Genomic DNA, 17,059 nt, shown 5'->3' on the forward strand with positions numbered 1-17,059 from the left:
TCCAGTCAGAAGTTCCAGAACACCGACGAGAGCGTAACGACCGCCATTGCAGCAAATATCATACTTGCACATATACGGGCGCTCGCCAGTGGCAACCGCTCCATCAACCAGTGCCCCGCCATGATAACCGGTACATTGGCCAGCAGCATCCCGACAGTTGTACCAATGATAACCCAGATTGTCTCACTAAAGCGGGCGGCCAGTACAACGGTCGCGACCTGGGTTTTATCACCTATTTCCGCCAGAAAAAACATGACAACAGTAGCCATAAAGGCGCCCATACCGAGAAATCGGGAATCTTCGCTGTCATCTTGGTCGGGAATCAGCAACCACAATGCGATCAGCACAAAACTCACGGCCAGAGCCCATGGCAACCAGGTTTCGGGAATCCATTCGGCTAGCCAGGCTCCCAGCCAGGCCGAGAGCGTATGGTTGAGAATGGTTGCGACCAGAATGCCTGCAATAATGGCCAAACGCCGGGAATACCGGGCAACGAGGAAAAGCGAGAGCAACTGGGTTTTGTCGCCGATTTCGGCAATGGCAACGGCTGCTGTTGAAGTGAGAAACGCGTCCATGAAATCTTCCGGGGCGGACAATCAGACATGAGACAGCGCACCTTCCGCCCTTGGAGGTGGCACTGCCTCAGGTCTTGCCAATTTCACCGAAACCGGGTGAAACACGGTAGCCATGGGGATTGGGCCCCAAGTATGTTGACTAACGTTCGCCCCGGACACCGGATGCGAAGGCTACTCCCCTGAAGAGTTGAGCCAATACTAGTTAATTACGCCGGGCATGGCAAACCGCTACGCCCGCATGCGCCAGACAGGTATAACGGCCATGGCAACAAACACAGCAACCAGCCACCAGGCCGTATGGAAGGCATTGATTGTGGGTACGCCGCCACTGTGCTCGCCGAATTCAATGGTCAGTGCCACGATATTCACCCCGAAAGCACCGCCCAGTTGCCGGGTAAAATTGATGGTACTGGAGCCGGCGCCAAGTTCTTCGGGTTTGAGCGGGTTCAGCGCGCCTATGGACAGCGACGGCAACATGAATCCGATACCTATCCGGCCAAACACAGTCCATAGCGCAAGCCAGCCGAAAGCCAGGGTGAGATCCGACAACGCAAACAGGATGGCAGACGAGGCAAACATCGCCATGCCGAAAATAACCAGTTTGCGGGCGTCGCCACCCCGGTCGGCCAGCTTTCCGGCCAGCGGGAAGGTCATGCCCAACACGATGCCCGCCGGCAGCATCAACAGGCCTGCCTGGGTGGCTGTATAGCCCAGGGCCGTTTGAACATATAAAGGGATCAGGTAGGTGGATCCAAACAGCGCCAGCCCCAGCGCCATGGCGCCCAGATTGGCGTACAGGAAGCTGGGCGTGCGCAGCAGGTTGACGTTAACCAGAGGGTGTTTTGTGCGCTTTTCGCGAAGCACAAACATTACCAGAAGCGCCAGTGCCACCAGCCCTTCGATGGCAACCCCGGTTTCCTGGCCATCCAGATCCTGCAGGCGGTTCAGGGCGTCGAGGGCAATCCCGATGGTGGCGCCAAGCAGCACCAGCCCGGGCAAGTCAAATCGATAGGGCGGCGGCTGGGAGGCAGGCGTGGGCAGAAAACGCAGTGCCATAAAGACGCCGACCAGTGTGACCGGGGCTGGCGCAAACATTACGAAACGCCAGTCCAGCTGATCCACCAGAAAACCACCGAGCACAGGCCCGAGCGCTGGTGCCAGTACAACCCCCATACCGTAGATACCCATGGCCTGGCCCCGTCGATCACGGGGGAATATGCGGAACACCAGGTACATGCCCATGGGCTGCATCAGGCCGGCCATGGCACCCTGGCCGATGCGGGCGGCAATCAGTTGTTCCGGCGAGCTGGCAAACCCTCCAGCTACCGAGATCAGCGTAAACACCGCCATGGCAAACGCCAGGGTCTTGCGCACTCCGAAATGATCAAGCAGCCAGGAAGAAGCCAGCATGGTTGTGGTCATGGCGGCAATAAACCCGGTTGCCAGCCAGTGCACCATGCCCTGGCGGATATTGAATTCCACCATGATTTCGTGCAGCGCAACGTTCACCACAGTGGCACTCAACACCGTAGCGATGGTTCCCATCATTACCGTCAAAACAGCCAGCCAGCGCCAGCCGGGGCCATAACGGGCAGTCAGTCCTGCAACAGAGTTATCGCGCAAGTGTTTATTTCTGCTTTTCAGCATTATCCATTATTTTATGGAACACCCTCAGTGCGACTTCAATATCGTCGCTGTCCACACCGGCAAGCATTTCTTCGCATAAAGCATCGGCACGGGCAGTCAGCACTTCCATGAACTCACGGCCAGGCTCGGTAAGGTGCAGGCGACGGGCCCGACGATCGTTCGGGCAGGCCCGGCGCTCGATCAATCCCTGTTGCTCCAGGCTGTCCAGCAGGCGCACGAGCGTGGGGTTTTCAATGGCCATAAGACTGGCCAGTTCGCGCTGGGTCAGGCCTTCGCCGCCTTGCTGCAGGTACACCATGGTGGTCCAGCGGGCCTGGGTAACACCCAGGTCTTTCAGGCGTTCGTCTAAGAGTTTGCGCCAGCGACGGGTTACCCGGGCGACAGCAAAGGGAAACTGGTCTTTCATGGTTAATACTCCGTTCCGGGGCCGGAATCGCGCTTCGCGAGTCACACAGTACCGACCGAAAGGCTTACATTACGGGAAAGCTACCAATAGTAAGCTAACCATTGATATAAAAACAGATACTGATTGAAAACTGTTTCGAGAAACCGATAGCGGCATGCCGGAAAGCGGGTCAGCTGGCCTGGCTCCGGAACTCCTCATCCATTTCCGTAGCCACGGTGGACTCGTGAAACTCGGTATTCCGCGGATCCAGTTCCGTCAGCACAGCGGAGGTCTCTGGCATTGCAGGCACATAGTGCTCCTGGTCCTCTACCGCGACATCGTCTGTGTAAGTTATCCGCAGAGAGGTAACGACCGCAAGAACCAGCAGGAACCCGGCGCTGCCCATGAAGAGCCCCCTGGGGCCCATCAAACCGATCAGTTCGGCCATCACGATGGGGCCGATCACACTGCCAACGCCATAGCTGAGCAACAGGGTGGCACTGGCGGCAACAATACGGGTACTTTCCATGCGGTCGTTGGTTATTGCCACAGAAATGGGATAGACCATCGCCGAGAGGCCGGTGAACACACCCACCAGAAGCATGAGCAGTTGCGGGTTTGCGGCGCCGGTAAAGCTGACGGCAATCGCGGTAAGAGACGCAAAAAAAGCCACCCAGAACATAACCCGGCGGCGGTCAAAACGGTCGCATAAACGCCCCAAAGGCCAGGCCATCAGCATGGCTGCAACAATGGCGCTTGCCATGAACGTTGAAGTGCCTGCAACATCCAGCCCCACAAGGGTTGCATAGACCGGCCCCAGGGCATAAAAGCTGCCAATCAGCACACCACAGATCAGGGCGCCGGAAACACCCGTGAAAGACTCGCGGGCGAGTGTAAAAATGGAGATTCGCTGAACCTGCTCTATCAAGGGTGCTTCCATGCGTGTCAGGGACAGGGGCACCAGCGCCAGAGTCAGCAGAATGGCCGCCAGGGAAAAGGGCATGAAGCTTACCGGGTCGCCCAGGTTAACAACAAGCTGGCCACCTGCGGCGGAAAGATAAAATACGATCTGATAGACTGCGAACAGGGCGCCGCGATTGCTGTTGCTGGCCCGGCTGGAGAACCAGCTCTCGATGACCACTAAAACACCGGCCATACTGAAGCCCGAGAGCACCCGCAAAAATGCCCAGAACACCATCGAGACAGCCATTGGGTACAACAATGATGTAACCGCCGCGAATGCGGCGAAAACGGCAAATGCCCGGATATGCCCGACACGTTCGATGATATGGTGTACGTAAAGCGTGCCCAGGACAAAACCAACGGAATAGCACACCAGTACCCAGCCGATGATGTTGGGCGGAACCGATTCGATACTCAGGCGAATACCCAGCAAGGTCATCAGGGAGGCATTTCCGCCAACCAGCAGGATGATGCTCAGGAGAAGAGCAGACAAAGAAGTGACCATTCGGGTCATTACAGGCACTCCGGGCTTCGCGATACGGATTCCAGGGGCTGAAAACCTGATCAGCTGCAAGATCCGGACATTAATGGCAAGATATTACACCAGCCCTTCCAGGGCTTGACCACTAAGCAATTCCCGCAGTTTTGCACAGCAATTGAAAAAGTCAGATGTGATTCTGGCGCCATTTCACACTATTTCACATTAATGTGTCGTAACAGACCCGTCGTGGCATAGTTAGGTAACATTAATGGCAATTATTCATTAAACCCGTGAGCGCCTGGTTATGAAAAAAACGGACTGGCCCATCCGATGGGATTTGCTGCTTCGCTACCGACTCATTGAAACCATCGCACTGTGGGAAGGTCGCCTGACGACAAACCACATTTGCCACAGTTTTGGTATTGGCCGGCAGCAGGCATCCAAGGATATAAACACCTACCTGCGCGAACTTGCCCCGGGCAACCTTGTTTATGATCGCCACCTCAAGGGTTATGTGCCCGCGGCCCGCTACCGGCCTGTTGTAACCCGGGGACATGTGAGCGAGTACCAGGATCTCATTGCGCGGCAGCAGGGTCTGGACAACACCTTTGAAACCCTGAATATCGGCCTGCCGGACAGCACCGTTGTACTCGGCCCCAGTCGCGTTATTGCACCTGAGACCATGCGAGCCGTTGTGGCCGCAACGCGCTATGGCCGCCAGCTCAGGGCAAGCTACTCATCCCTGAGCCGCCCGGAAGCGGTGGAGGGGATTCTTGAACCCCATACGCTGGTCTGCACTGGCAATAGCTGGCATCTGCGCGCCTGGTGTGATTCCAACCGGGAGTTCCGGGACTTTGCCCTCAGCCGTTTTCATTCGGCTCCCGCCGCCCTGCGACAGAAATCCAAGCACACAATCCAGCAGGACGATGACTGGAATCGCAAGGTGGTCATGACAATTTCCCCGGACCATCGCCTGACCGAAGCCCAGCAAAAAATCATCGAGCTGGATTATGGCATGGACAATGGCCGCCTGGAGGTTGCTACCCGGGCCGCCCTGGCGCCCTACGTATTGTCGCAGCTGGGAATAACCCTGGATAACCAGCACCCCGATCCGTTAATCCAGCAACTGGAACTGACCAACCCGGATCAGCTCGGTTTTGGCAGCAAACGGGAACGCGCCCTGAAAGCTGTCGCGGGCCTCAGATAAGCGTCACGCATCAATGTGAACCCGAGCCTCCGGTGCTTTTGCACCCTCACGTTTGCCCTGTTGCTGCTACCCGCCTCTCAAACGCTGGCATCCGTTGCCTGTGGCAAGCCGGCAACAGCCATCTCTGATATTCAGGGACAGGGCGACACCTCACCTCTGGCAGGCCATACCGTTACGGTTGAAGGCATTCTCACCCTGGACGCCCGCCCGGACGGCGGTTTCTCGGGCTTTTACCTGCAACAGGCGGATGGCGAAACCGACAACAACCCGGCAACCTCTGAAGCTCTCTTTGTTTATACCCGCAAGCAGACAGGTACAGTGGGTGATCGCCTGCGGGTGACCGGCACCGTCAAGGAATTTCACGGCCTGACCGAACTGGCCAACATCCGCACCGTCGTAGCCTGCGGTTCCGCCTCTCTGCCGCAAGCCCGGGCTCTGGCATCGCTGCGGCCCGACATGTTCGAATCCCTGGAAAACATGCGAGTTGCCACAACCCTGCCCTTAACAGTTATCGACACCTGGAACCTGGCACGTTACGGCGAACTCACATTGGCAACAGGCGACCAGGTGGTACCTACCGAATACATTGAGCCCGGACCCCGGGCCGCAGGAATAGCCGCCCGTAACCAGCATCAGCGAATACTACTGGACGACGGACGCGGCGTTCGCCAGCCGGACCCGATTCCCTGGCCCCCGGGCGGTCTGACGCGCAGCAATACGGTTCGCAGCGGTGATACAGTGCGGGACATTACCGGCATTCTGGATTACCGGTTCGGAGCCTGGCGCCTGCAGCCAGAAAAACCACCGGTTTTCGAGCCTGTAAATACCCGGCCTGCCCCTCCAGAGCGGCCCGAAGACCCTCATATCCGCATAATGACGCTCAACCTGGAGAACTTTTTTAACGGTGATGGTGAGGGCGGAGGGTTTCCTACAGCACGAGGGGCTGCTACAGGCCGGGCCTTTGGCTTACAGCAACGGCGGCTGGTGAACGCCCTGCAGCAGCCGGATCCAGACATTCTGGCAATCACGGAACTTGAGAACGACGGCTACGGCAGGCACAGTGCCATAGCGCAACTGGCCCGCGCACTCGGCAGCGAATGGGCTTTTGTGGCAACTCCGGGCGCCGACGGCCATGACGAGATACGCACCGGTTTACTGTACCGCAGCGATCGTGTTACCGCTGAAGGACAACCGGCCCGCCTTGACACCGGTGTATTCAGCCGGCAGGGCCGCCCTCCGCTGGCACAGACATTCCGGCCAAAAGGCCAACGCCTTGCGCTTCGCGTAGTGGTGCCGCACCTGAAATCAAAATCCTGCCGGGGCGCCAGCGGAGAAAACCGCGACAGGAATGATGGCCAGGGCTGCTACGCCAGGCGCCGGGCAGTCGCGGCCCAGGCCCTGGCGCATTGGATCGGAGGGCTGCCTGAGACCAACGACCTTGCCGGCACATTAATCACCGGGGATCTCAACAGTTATTTCCGGGAAGCTCCGCTGCAGGTTCTGCAGCGCGAAGGCTTTACCAGCATGGTGCACCACTTTCATCCCTGCACGGCCCAACAGTGCGAACATTACACTTACCGATACAAGGGCGAAAAAGGATCGCTGGATTATGCGCTTGCGTCCTCTGCGCTCAAGCCCCGGATTCTCAATGCCAGCACCTGGCTCATTAACACCGATGAGCCACCGGTTCAGGACTACAGACACGGGTTCTCCGGCACACCTGCAACACCCTGGCGCTCCTCTGATCACAACCCGGTGATCACCGACATCCGCCTGTAAGCCGCCCAACAACAGAAAACTTCCACCGGATACCCACCAATTGGCCTTTTCTGCCCATTGACGCGTCACTGAAGTCATGGGGGCGGGGTGCTGCAAAGGTCATAATCACTGAAAGCACCTGAACATACCGACAATAAAACAGCTTACAACAAGGATTCCCATGCGTGTTTCTGCCTCATCTTCACAGGATCTGGGTATGCCCGCTATCTACCTGCATTTACTGGCAGAGCGCCTGCGTACTCTCGGCCTGGACGAGCGTGACCTGCTCATGCGGGTCGGCCTGGACCCGGTTCGGCTGAAATCCGCCGATGTCCGGGTGAGCCAGGCGCAAGCCAGCGAGTTTGTAACCCGTGCCATGATCGAGAGCGGCGAGCCCGGCCTCGGCATTATGCTCGCCAGCGATCTCACGCTGCCCCTGCACGGGTCGCTGGGCATTGCTGTAATGAGCAGCCGCACGCTGCGGGATGCCCTGGAACTGATGACCCGTTACCTTACCCTGCGGGCCCCGCATTTGAGCGTGAGTTGCCAGCAACGCGGCGATTCGATGTACTACACCATTCGTTGTGATGACGACCCGGGGCCTTTGCAGAGATTCGTTATGGACGCCATGCTGTTCGGCTGTGCCTTCATGGGCAAACAGTTGACCGGTGCTGCAATCGAGGGAATGCGAATTCTCAGAAAAGGCCCGGAGCCTTCCAGTTTCCAGCGATTCCGCCCGCACATTCCGGCTCCCGTTGATTACGACGCTCCGGAGGATGCGCTGGTTATCCCGGCCAACGGGCTGTCAGCGCCTACCCGCTTCAGCGACGATCAGCTTGCGGAATCGTCCCGCGCCCAGTGCGAAGATGCCCTGAGGCAACTCACCGAAGATGCCGGTTTTGACTGCCGGGTCAGACGGGTGATTGAAACCAGTTACCCATTCCCCCCCAAACTGGCGCGGGTAGCCGCTACCCTGTTTGTTTCCGAACGCACGCTGAAGCGGCGGCTGCAGGAAGAAAACGCCAGCTTTCAGAATCTTGTTGATCAGGTTCGGCTGGAACGGGCCCGGGAACTGCTGACCGGAACACGCATGAACCTGAACCAGATTGCAGACGTTCTGGGCTATGCAGACGCTGCAAACTTTACCCGGGCGTTCAAGCGCTGGACGGGGCTCAGCCCGAGCCAATACAGAAGCAGGAGTACGGAACAGCAATCACCCGAGGGGGGTGTGCGTTCCCGCACACTGGCTCCGGCGTAATCAGTCGATGCCGATAATTTTGTGCATCTGCAGGGTCAGTCGCCAACGGGGATTAGCCAGGCAGTACTCCGTTGCCTTGCGGGTATTGCTCTGTTTGACAGGGTCGGCACCACCATCCGGAGCGGACGGGGAGGCCATGGGCGACAGGAAAAAATGCCGGGCGTTTATGTGCGTGAACCTTTCCGGCATGGCCTTGGCCTGGGGATACACCAGCTTCAATTCATCGCAGCTTTCAATCACCACCGGGGCGTCGGCCTTGGGGCTTACACACAGCCAGTCGATACCCGCCGGCGCAGGGAGCGTGCCGTTGGTTTCCACCCCCACTTCAAAGCCCGACTGGTGAAAGGCCTCAATCAACGCTTCGTCCAGCTGCAACAATGGCTCTCCGCCGGTACACACCACGTAAGGCACTCCCGGTGCATCCGGCCACAAGCTGCGAATGTGGGCTGCCAGCGCTTCTGCGGTTTGAAAAACGCCGCCATTCTGGCCATCGGTACCCACGAAGTCGGTATCACAAAAATTACAGACCGCATCTGCACGGTCTTTCTCCCGACCGGTCCACAGATTGCATTTACTGAAACGGCAGAACACTGCTGCGCGGCCTGCTTGCGCACCCTCACCCTGCAGCGTATAAAAAGCTTCCTTGACCCGGTACATCAGCGCCCCGCCTCGTAGGCCAGCGGATCGGCCAGGCCGTTTTCCGCAAAGGCTTCCAGCCGTTCTACGCAGGAACCACAAAGCCCACACGCCTTTTCACGACCGTTGTAGCAGGTCCAGGTATCCGCGTAATCCAGCCCCAGTTTCAGGCCCTCCGCCAGAATCTCGCCCTTGTTCATGTGCATGAATGGTGCCTCTATACCTACAGGTTCATAGTTGGCTACCCGGCACACGGCATCCATTTTTTCCACAAACTCCGGTCGGCAATCCGGGTAAATGGCGTGATCGCCACCATGAGCCCCATACCACACAGCGCCGGCACCGACGGTTACGGCATAGCCCGTTGCCAGCGCCAGCAAAATCATATTGCGGTTGGGCACCACCGTTGCCTTCATGTTTTCTTCTTCGTAATGGCCCTCGGGTATGTCGCCACCGGTGGTCAGCGCTGATCCCGACATAACCTCACTCATGGCGCGGATATCAATAACCTTGTGGGGGATATCCAGAGCGGCGCAAACGGAGCGGGCAACGTCCAGCTCACGCACATGACGCTGGCCATAGTTGAAGGATAACGCATGAACCCGCAAGCCCTGCGCACGGGCACGGTGAAGCAGTGTAAAAGAATCCATACCTCCGGAATAGATTACAACCACGGTGTCAGTCATGCAGGCTCCTGAAAAGGCATCAAAGGTTCTGTAAAGACCGGGTAACAGAATCAGCGTATTGTAACAGCGCAAATGCGGGTTGGGTTCGCGTCCGTGCAGATGGGCGGGTAAACTGCCCCCAAAACAAACCGAAAACCAGGCGGAAAATGACCACCAGACTGCCCCCGGCATTTATCGATTTCGAGGCATCAAGCCTGGATCTGATTGCAAGCTACCCCATTGAGGTAGGCGTCTGCATGCCCGACTGCTCGCTGCACAGCTGGCTGATTACGCCCCACGAGCTCTGGCAGGACTGGTCGGAGAGCGCCGAACGGATTCACGGCATTTCGCGGGCGAGGCTTGCCGTGGAAGGCGAAACGGTAACAACGGTGGCTTATGCGCTCAACCGGCTATTGACCGGGCAGGTGTTCTGTGATGCCTGGACTTTTGACAGTTTCTGGCTGTACAGGCTGTTCCGGGCTGCCGGTGTGGAGCCCGGATTTCAACTGGAGTCTGTGTCTGTGCTACTGGACCCCCGGCAGGTAGAGCTCTGGCCATCTGCACGGCAGCAGGTTATTGACAGCCTTGGCCTGCCCGTTCACCGGGCCGCAAACGATGCGCTGATCCTGCAAAAAACCTGGGAATACGTCAGTGCCTGAGGCCGCGCGTCCTGACAACAATCATTTCCAGACCACCTCTCAGAGTGTACAGCGTCCAGTAGGTAAGCAGCGCCATCAAGCCGGCACCGGCAACGGTGAACACAAGGTCATCACCAACAACCTGTCCCTTTGCCATCAGCATATAGACAGCCAGGGCGGCTAAAAGAATAATTTCTATAACAAAAAGAGAACGGAACTTATTGCGGGCAGATCCGGATTCCTCGGACATTTTCTTGGGTTTCAACCTCTGGGTATTTTTCAGTATGCGTGGTTATTTAGTGTTCAAATTATCGCCCAGAACCACAGGAAATATCTGTACGAGTTAGTGGCTACGGACTTTCCACTACTGAAAAAAACGCAGCCATAAAGGCTGCGTTGAAAGGAGAGATCCACAGGGCGGCTGGCTGACAGCTACCCTGGATTGCACAACGTAAAAACACGTGACACTGCAAATTATGATATTTCTCACCGCCGCGGTCTGTACGCGTTTGCCGAAGCCACCGGGCTATTGCAAACACCTGCCTAACAGATACACTGACAGTTCAAATTCACGTTAATTAGCCGAACAGGATCCTGATGATTCCACAGCTTATGATGAACGCCGCAGCAGACTGCCGTATCGGGCACTGCGTGCGTGCTTTGGTAAAGGCTATCTAACGGCTTTCGGTCAATTCCCGGGAGCCTTTGCAGCGACCGGGTCAGCGTTTCCGACAAACCCCGGTTGCTCCTGGCTCCGGGGTTTTGTTTTTGCTGTCGCAAAACAACAAGGAGATCACTATGAGAAAACAACATGCAACCCGTGCCGCCAACCAGCCTGTGAATAGCCGGCCAGGAGCCATCCGTCGCCCGGAAAAACTGCCGCTGCTGGATGCCATCTGCAAAAAACTGAACCAGCGGGTCAACCTGGATGACGAACAGAGGGTGCTTGGCCTTTACGAGCGGGGCTGGATCTTCAACGGTGTGCTGGCCAACCTGGGCAGCGCCGAAGCCCGCTATGTCCGGGCTCTGGCCACCCGCCATAATTCCTGGATCGCTCGCCAGGTGGCGTGACCCGCGAAACGGAGGCCGCTATTCGAATGGGCTGAAGTCAGCATGTGAAAGACGTCTGAACCGGTCAGTGGCGCCGGTTCAGACCGTTTGCCGGACTGGCCTCGTCATTGTGCACCACCATGTAGTTACTGACCACATCCTGAATCTTTTCCCGGGAATAGGGCTTAACCACATAGCCGTTCGCTCCTGCACTTATTGCCCGCTGGATACTGTCAATGGAGTCATCGGCCGTAACCAGCACTATATGCTGGGCAGGCCGGGCTGTTTTGAAAACCTTCATCAATTCATGGCCATCACCATCCGGTAAGCCAAGATCCAGCAACACAATATGGAATTTGCCGGTATCAAACGCCTTACGGGCAGACGCTGCATTTTCGCACTCGGTCACGGCTGTAGCTCCGGCATGGTAGAGCATGGTTACCAGACGCTCGCGCATGACAGGCTCGTCTTCCACAACCAGTACCGTCAATTCAGTCATCTATATCTCCTGTTTTCGCCGGGGCCTGCGGCCACCCCTGTTGCTTGCAGGGCCGCAATTACCATGTGTCGGTGCCGTTATGGCGGGGAAGATCCAGCGGCGCAGGGCCGGTTTGTGGGGTGCCGGCAGTGCTTGCAGACTGGCCTTCCGCCACTACCGCACTGTTCTGCCCGCTATCACTCCGGGTCAGAATGTTGCTGATGCTGACGGCCGAAGAGTAGAGAGAAATCGCAATAATCAGCAGAACCGGCTGCACAAAGGCGACAAACCCCGGCACCTCCGCGCCCCCCATAATGCTCAGCATAAGGATAATCGCCGGCCCCAATACCACAAACAGTGTCATTGCAATAAAGAATACAATACGCTCCTTGTAACGGCCAAGGTCCCGGTTGGTGACCAGCCCAAGCACAAATTTGCCGATCGCCAGCCCGGCAAGAATAGCAGCGGCTATACTCAGGTCCGCGCGCATCAGGGTTTCGTATAGACGACCATCCCACAGGCTCTGCATGCCAATAACCAGAAACGGAAACAGCACGAACAGGATATCGGCGTAGGTGCCGTACATCATACTCATCGACTGTTGTTCACGGTTTTCCTGGCGCTCACTCATAGCCTTGTCCTGTTTTACTCTGTGTTAGTCCACGTTCAATCATCTCATCCAGAATCGCCAATTCTTTGCGAACCTGGCTCCATTGCGGATGTTCCGCTTTTACCAGTGCTTCCACAACGCCCGCCTGAAGGGTCATCGCAGGATAACCCATTGCGCCCGCAGTCCCCTTTATCTGATGGGTTTCGGATTGCAGCACATCCCGGTCCCGGTCAGCCAGTGCCTGGCTCATTCTCTCCCGGCGCTTACCCAGTCCCGACCGGAATTTATCAACAAGCAGACTGATTCCTTCATCTTCCCCGGTTTCGTCCGCTGGCCCGGAACCCAGAAACCGCCGCAACAGGGATTGCAGGCGGCGCTCGTCGATGGGTTTGTCCAGCACCCCGTCGCAACCGGCCTCACGCAAGGCGTCTGTTTCCCGCTGATCGCCTGCCGTAAACGCAATAATCGAACGCCGGAAACCGGCCTGCCGGAGCAGCCGGGTTGCTTCAACGCCGTCCATGACCGGCATATGCCGATCCATAAGCACCAGTTGCACGGAATCTGAAAGGGCCTTGCGCACGGCTTCGTCACCGGAGGTAACCGTAACAACATCGAGACCCAGGCGGCTCAGGACCCGCTCCACCAACTGCCGGTTTTCCCGGTTATCCTCAGCAACCAGAACCTTGCCGCGGTACTGCCCGACCGGTTCTTCCGCAGGCCCCGGCTGTACCGTCAGATAGCGGGCCAGAACCTCGTATAAACGCTGCTTGTCGATGGGCTTGGCCAGATGCTCATTACAGCCTGCCAGCCGATAGTCAGCAATGTCTTCCGACATGACATTGGCGGTCAAGGCAACTACCGGTGTATTTACTCCTGCTTCACGCAGGGCTGCCGTCGCATCACGACCGTTCATGACCGGCATCTGGATATCCATCAGTATCAGATCAAAGGGCTCACGCACTGCCATTTCCAGCGCTTCTGCACCATTATTTACGTGCACCAGTTCCGCCCCCGTGCGTTCGACCAGCAGCGAGACCAGCCGGCGATTCACATCGTTGTCCTCGGCGCAGAGTATGCGACCGGAGAGGCGGGGCGCCACAACCATCGGGATGGCCCGCCGGCGCTGGCTGAGCTCGGATGCATCCCGCAAAAAGTGAACCTGGTCCAGGGAGCCGGTGCGGATGGATAACTCGAACTCGCTGCCCTCGCCATAGGTGCTGCTGGCGCGAATACTGCCGCCCAGCATTTCCGCCAGCCGGCGGGAAATGCTCAGGCCCAGGCCGGTGCCGCCATACTGCCGGGAAATAGCGGCGCTGCCCTGGGCAAAGGGGTCGAACAGCCGGCCAAGCTGTTCCGGCTTCATACCAATGCCGGTGTCCACCACCCTGGCAATCAGGGTTTCGGCCTCACGATCACAACGTATCGACAGGGAGATCGAGCCTTTTTCGGTAAATTTAAGCGCGTTTCCACATAAATTTATAATGATCTGCCGCAGCCGCGTGGGGTCTGTCTGAATCATCTCCGGCAGTGGATACTCACAGACTATCCTGAAATCCAGCCCCTTTTCCCGTGCCCGGGGGGCGAAAAACGCGCGGATTTCATCCAGCAGCTCGGGCAGGTTGACCGGGACAATATCCACATCCAGCTTGTTGGCATCAATTTTGGAGTGATCAAGAATATCATTCACCAGCTCCAGCAGATGACGACCGCTGCGAACCACCGTTTCAGCGCTGCTGCGCTTTTCCTGATCATCAAGATCCGGATCCATAAGCGTTTCGCCATAACCGATAATGGCCGCCAGCGGTGTCCGGATTTCATGGCTCATGTTGGCGAGGAACTGGCTCTTGGCCTCGGCCGAATTGCGCGCCAGCTCTTTTTCCAGCCGCTCCTGTTCCCGCTCCCGCTCAATGCGCTGGCGCCGGTGGCTTTCCGTGGAGTCAACGCAGGTTCCCTCCAGGTGTGTGGCATTGCCGTCTGCATCGTAGGCTGTATGGAGTGAAATAATCGCCCAGCGCTCTTCGCCTCCCCGGGTCAGATAGCGGGCCTCTATGCCTTTTACTGTGCCCCGTGCCTCGAGCTGCTGCACCACGAAGTCCCGCAGCCGCTCATCCGCAATGCAGGCCTCGAGCACATCCGGGTTGCTCTCCAGCAATTCCTGGCTGGTGTTGAACCCCATCAGGCGGGCCATGGCCGGGTTGGCGGTCACAAACCGGCGCTCGACGGACATCTGGAAAACTCCTTCGATGGCATTATCAAACAGTGACTGGTAACGCTGCAGGTTGGAGAGCGCCCGCCGGCTCCAGTTCAGCGCCTGTCCCTGAACCTGCTTGATCCTGTCGGCCAGGGCGAAGGAAAACAGGATAATCTGGGCAGTCAGCCCGATCTGGGGTGCGTACAGGGTAAAGGTATTGAGGGGCAGATAGCCCATAACCGTCAACCCGTACACGCAAAAACCTATAAGCGCCAAGGCCCAGGCGAAAAAGTAGGAACGCGCTGCCGGATTGTAATAACGCCAGGACAGATAACTGACGGCTATGAGGATCAGGCAGAGCAGGATCGACCCGATAACAATCCATTCCATGGCAATGTGATACGGCACGAACAAAGACAAGGCAAAGGTCAGAAGCACCGAATAGATGCACATTCTGAGAACATGGTCGAGGTCTGGCGAGCGCTCACGGGTTTCAAGCAGTGCGCGGGCCATCAGCAAACCCCAGAACCAGGTCATGATGATCTGAAAATGCAGGTATTCCTTGCTCAGCAACGCCGGGCGGCTATCCAGCAGCTGGATACCATGCACCTGTTCGGTGGCGATAAACACCGCTGCCGAAACCAGATAAAGCACGTAGTAGATGTTGCTGGGTTCGCGAACCGAGACCGCAACAAACAGATTGTAAGCCAGTATGGCGAGCAGGCTGCCCAGCAATGCGCCCCGGACCAGCTCTTCCACTGACACTTTCTCGATATAACTGTCTGGAGCCCACAGGCTCACAGGCAGGCGAAACGTATTGGTGTTTATGATGCGCAGATACACCGACGTAAGGCTGCCGGGCTCCAGGTTCAGCCTGAATGCGGGGTTGGGCACTGCCAGATCACGCTCGGCCCAGTTGTCCTTGTAGCCAGCCTTGCGCTGTTCGATCAACTCGCCATCACGCACCAGGTACAGCCTGACCTCATCAACCAGCGGCAGGGCCAGTTCCAGTATCCACTCCGTATTGGCCGGCCCGGCGTCCGTGCGTACATCAAAGCGGGTCCAATAGGCGGATTCAGTATATCCAAAGTTCAGAACACCGCTTTCCTGCCAGCTGAACCGTTCGGGCTCCATGGCCAGAATATCTGGCAGCCGATACGCCCGGTCGGCATCCTCCAGGTAGGAGATGCAGCCGCCAAAATCACGAACACTTTCGGTATTGGCTCCCAGGACTATCTGGCCATCACGGCACGGCTCCTGCGCACTCGACAGGCCAGGCACCAGAGCTGTGAATAAGCATATCGCGACAAGCAGCCATTGCACCGCTTTGCCGGGAGCCGGTTTAAACCGTTGCTGCAAAATGTGATCTCCGCGAGGGCAGATGCCTGTTTTATGATTTATTGTCAGCAGTCGGACCGGGGCGCAAAGCCCCGCGGGTATTCACTTTAGCCGTTTATGGCTGATTTCGCACCTCAGGGCCTTCTGAAATGAGACACTCCTGCCTGTTCGCTGCCATTTCATTCGCATTTCTGAGCCTTGGCGGGTGCGGGATGGAAGATACCGGGCCATCAGCGTTCAATCCTGCCACCAATGTGGATCTGGCCTTTTCCAGTTTCACGTTAACTGAAGAAATAGACACCACTCTGTTCTACGATCTCTTCGCAGCAGTTGAGCCTGCGGATAGCAGCGACGCTGAGGCTCAGGCAACAGCAGCAGGTATTCGCTCCCAATTATCAGCTTTTCTCGGGCTGAAATACTCGACAGATCCGGAGTTAACCCTGGAATCGGTACGAAACCCTCTGGACCTTATGCGCCGTGTGGTCGGAGAAAACTCCGTTCGGAACTTCAATGACGGTCGCCAGTACATCAGTTCCCGCATCGATAATGGCCTGGCTGGTGAATACAATAATAAAACCAATGGTGTGTATATCCGCTTTAGCGATAAAGGTGCGGCTGAAGAAGGCCTGCCAATATCCCAATATGAATGGATTTACCCAATCGTTAAGTGGGTCTATACACCAGGCTCCTCCAATAGAGTAATTCGAATTATAAACTGGGTTGCATCAGGGAGTTTTGCCGAAGGCACAACAAGACCAAGCGCAACCCTTGGAACCGAGTCCAGACCCCGCGACTTTCAGCCCTTCGGCTACAATGACGGCGCAAGACTCCACAGCGAGGGGAGCATAGTTATTGAAGGCGAGCGAGAAATGTCGTTTGTCAGAGAGTATGAGGGGCTTAACACCGATTCCATCAACATTGATGGCACAGCCATCGGAACCGAGCAAGGTGTCAAAGAGGGCCCCGAGTTCAGTTTTGCGGGAGCGACCGTGGATTGCCTCAAGATAGAGATGAACTACGCCACCCAGTTAATCGAGCTATTCACATCACGGGGTGAGCCGCCACAGATCATGGATCCCGCAAACCCCGATCAGACCATAAGCAATCCTGCGTACTGCCTGAATCTGGAAAGTCCCACCAAAAGCTACCAGACCAAGCAAACTGGCCTGAGAATGTAAG

General features: G+C 57.1%; 16 protein-coding genes. 6 read left to right on the forward strand and 10 right to left on the reverse strand.

Features of this window, described 5'->3' with window-relative positions; translation table 11 throughout:
* Positions 1 to 5: 5 nt before the first annotated feature.
* From CDH48_RS04370 to CDH48_RS04385, 4 genes are all read right to left on the reverse strand, one after another.
* Entirely contained in the window at positions 6 to 575 is a 570-nt protein-coding gene (locus tag CDH48_RS04370) for a TMEM165/GDT1 family protein (RefSeq protein ID WP_100687503.1), read from the reverse strand.
* Between the two features lie 228 nt (positions 576 to 803).
* The gene (locus tag CDH48_RS04375; RefSeq protein WP_100687665.1) at positions 804 to 2,198 is read right to left on the reverse strand and encodes a DHA2 family efflux MFS transporter permease subunit; all 1,395 of its coding nucleotides are present in this window, start codon (positions 2,196 to 2,198) and stop codon (positions 804 to 806) included.
* 4 nt (positions 2,199 to 2,202) lie between these two features.
* A complete protein-coding gene (locus tag CDH48_RS04380) occupies positions 2,203 to 2,628 on the reverse strand; it encodes a MarR family transcriptional regulator (RefSeq protein ID WP_100687504.1) in 426 nt (141 codons plus the stop codon).
* Between the two features lie 169 nt (positions 2,629 to 2,797).
* A complete protein-coding gene (locus tag CDH48_RS04385) occupies positions 2,798 to 4,084 on the reverse strand; it encodes an MFS transporter (RefSeq protein WP_100687505.1) in 1,287 nt (428 codons plus the stop codon).
* Positions 4,085 to 4,355: 271 nt separating this feature from the next.
* Here CDH48_RS04385 and CDH48_RS04390 point away from each other — a divergent pair, with 271 nt between their 5' ends.
* The 3 genes from CDH48_RS04390 to CDH48_RS04400 all read left to right on the forward strand — a co-directional run bounded on the left by CDH48_RS04390 (position 4,356) and on the right by CDH48_RS04400 (position 8,274).
* Positions 4,356 to 5,258 (forward strand): helix-turn-helix transcriptional regulator, encoded by a 903-nt coding sequence (locus CDH48_RS04390; RefSeq protein WP_100687506.1) that lies wholly within the window; start codon positions 4,356 to 4,358, stop codon positions 5,256 to 5,258.
* A 15-nt stretch (positions 5,259 to 5,273) separates the two neighbouring features.
* The gene (locus tag CDH48_RS04395) at positions 5,274 to 7,037 is read left to right on the forward strand and encodes an ExeM/NucH family extracellular endonuclease (RefSeq protein ID WP_227520938.1); all 1,764 of its coding nucleotides are present in this window, start codon (positions 5,274 to 5,276) and stop codon (positions 7,035 to 7,037) included.
* Between the two features lie 160 nt (positions 7,038 to 7,197).
* Positions 7,198 to 8,274, forward strand: coding sequence for an AraC family transcriptional regulator (locus CDH48_RS04400; RefSeq protein ID WP_100687507.1), 1,077 nt, complete (start codon positions 7,198 to 7,200; stop codon positions 8,272 to 8,274).
* On the opposite strand, the gene queE is transcribed toward CDH48_RS04400, so the two are convergent.
* Together queE and queC are read right to left on the reverse strand one after the other, a co-directional pair.
* On the reverse strand, positions 8,275 to 8,931 hold the full coding sequence (gene queE, locus CDH48_RS04405) for a 7-carboxy-7-deazaguanine synthase (RefSeq protein WP_100687508.1): 657 nt from the start codon (positions 8,929 to 8,931) through the stop codon (positions 8,275 to 8,277).
* Positions 8,931 to 9,596, reverse strand: coding sequence for a 7-cyano-7-deazaguanine synthase QueC (gene queC / locus CDH48_RS04410; RefSeq protein ID WP_100687509.1), 666 nt, complete (start codon positions 9,594 to 9,596; stop codon positions 8,931 to 8,933). Before queC ends, queE begins: the two co-directional genes overlap by 1 nt.
* A gap of 146 nt (positions 9,597 to 9,742) precedes the next feature.
* On the opposite strand from queC, the gene CDH48_RS04415 reads away from it, so the two are divergent.
* Positions 9,743 to 10,234: a 3'-5' exonuclease gene (locus CDH48_RS04415; protein ID WP_100687510.1), complete on the forward strand. Its 492-nt coding sequence runs from the start codon at positions 9,743 to 9,745 to the stop codon at positions 10,232 to 10,234.
* Here the strand turns inward: CDH48_RS04415 and CDH48_RS04420 are convergent.
* Entirely contained in the window at positions 10,224 to 10,463 is a 240-nt protein-coding gene (locus CDH48_RS04420; protein WP_100687511.1) for a hypothetical protein, read from the reverse strand. The two genes, CDH48_RS04415 and CDH48_RS04420, sit on opposite strands and share 11 nt — an antisense overlap.
* A gap of 548 nt (positions 10,464 to 11,011) precedes the next feature.
* On the opposite strand from CDH48_RS04420, the gene CDH48_RS04425 reads away from it, so the two are divergent.
* Positions 11,012 to 11,284: a hypothetical protein gene (locus tag CDH48_RS04425; RefSeq protein ID WP_100687512.1), complete on the forward strand. Its 273-nt coding sequence runs from the start codon at positions 11,012 to 11,014 to the stop codon at positions 11,282 to 11,284.
* 64 nt (positions 11,285 to 11,348) lie between these two features.
* On the opposite strand, the gene CDH48_RS04430 is transcribed toward CDH48_RS04425, so the two are convergent.
* From CDH48_RS04430 to CDH48_RS04440, 3 genes are read right to left on the reverse strand one after another with little or no spacing between them, the layout of a single operon-like run.
* Entirely contained in the window at positions 11,349 to 11,762 is a 414-nt protein-coding gene (locus CDH48_RS04430) for a response regulator (RefSeq protein WP_100687513.1), read from the reverse strand.
* A 58-nt stretch (positions 11,763 to 11,820) separates the two neighbouring features.
* Entirely contained in the window at positions 11,821 to 12,372 is a 552-nt protein-coding gene (locus CDH48_RS04435; RefSeq protein ID WP_100687514.1) for a hypothetical protein, read from the reverse strand.
* Complete coding sequence (locus CDH48_RS04440; protein WP_227520939.1) at positions 12,365 to 15,901, reverse strand: response regulator; 3,537 nt, start codon at positions 15,899 to 15,901, stop codon at positions 12,365 to 12,367. The genes CDH48_RS04435 and CDH48_RS04440 overlap by 8 nt, the downstream gene beginning before the upstream one ends.
* Positions 15,902 to 16,029: 128 nt before the next feature.
* On the opposite strand from CDH48_RS04440, the gene CDH48_RS04445 reads away from it, so the two are divergent.
* Positions 16,030 to 17,058, forward strand: a complete 1,029-nt coding sequence (locus CDH48_RS04445; RefSeq protein WP_100687516.1) for a hypothetical protein — start codon at positions 16,030 to 16,032, stop codon at positions 17,056 to 17,058.
* Position 17,059: the final 1 nt, after the last annotated feature.

It is taken from the genome of Marinobacter aromaticivorans (assembly GCF_002806975.1).
Taxonomy (GTDB): Bacteria; Pseudomonadota; Gammaproteobacteria; order Pseudomonadales; family Oleiphilaceae; genus Marinobacter; species Marinobacter aromaticivorans.

What these genes read in the sequence shown, in the direction of transcription:
- CDH48_RS04445 (WP_100687516.1), top strand. Translation starts at nt 16,030, where the DNA reads ATGAGACACTCCTGCCTGTTCGCTGCCATTTCATTCGCATTTCTGAGC.
- CDH48_RS04380 (WP_100687504.1), bottom strand. Translation starts at nt 2,628, where the DNA reads ATGAAAGACCAGTTTCCCTTTGCTGTCGCCCGGGTAACCCGTCGCTGG.
- CDH48_RS04370 (WP_100687503.1), bottom strand. Translation starts at nt 575, where the DNA reads ATGGACGCGTTTCTCACTTCAACAGCAGCCGTTGCCATTGCCGAAATC.
- queE (WP_100687508.1), bottom strand. Translation starts at nt 8,931, where the DNA reads ATGTACCGGGTCAAGGAAGCTTTTTATACGCTGCAGGGTGAGGGTGCG.
- CDH48_RS04435 (WP_100687514.1), bottom strand. Translation starts at nt 12,372, where the DNA reads ATGAGTGAGCGCCAGGAAAACCGTGAACAACAGTCGATGAGTATGATG.
- queC (WP_100687509.1), bottom strand. Translation starts at nt 9,596, where the DNA reads ATGACTGACACCGTGGTTGTAATCTATTCCGGAGGTATGGATTCTTTT.
- CDH48_RS04390 (WP_100687506.1), top strand. Translation starts at nt 4,356, where the DNA reads ATGAAAAAAACGGACTGGCCCATCCGATGGGATTTGCTGCTTCGCTAC.
- CDH48_RS04415 (WP_100687510.1), top strand. Translation starts at nt 9,743, where the DNA reads ATGACCACCAGACTGCCCCCGGCATTTATCGATTTCGAGGCATCAAGC.
- CDH48_RS04385 (WP_100687505.1), bottom strand. Translation starts at nt 4,084, where the DNA reads ATGACCCGAATGGTCACTTCTTTGTCTGCTCTTCTCCTGAGCATCATC.
- CDH48_RS04430 (WP_100687513.1), bottom strand. Translation starts at nt 11,762, where the DNA reads ATGACTGAATTGACGGTACTGGTTGTGGAAGACGAGCCTGTCATGCGC.
- CDH48_RS04425 (WP_100687512.1), top strand. Translation starts at nt 11,012, where the DNA reads ATGAGAAAACAACATGCAACCCGTGCCGCCAACCAGCCTGTGAATAGC.
- CDH48_RS04400 (WP_100687507.1), top strand. Translation starts at nt 7,198, where the DNA reads ATGCGTGTTTCTGCCTCATCTTCACAGGATCTGGGTATGCCCGCTATC.
- CDH48_RS04420 (WP_100687511.1), bottom strand. Translation starts at nt 10,463, where the DNA reads ATGTCCGAGGAATCCGGATCTGCCCGCAATAAGTTCCGTTCTCTTTTT.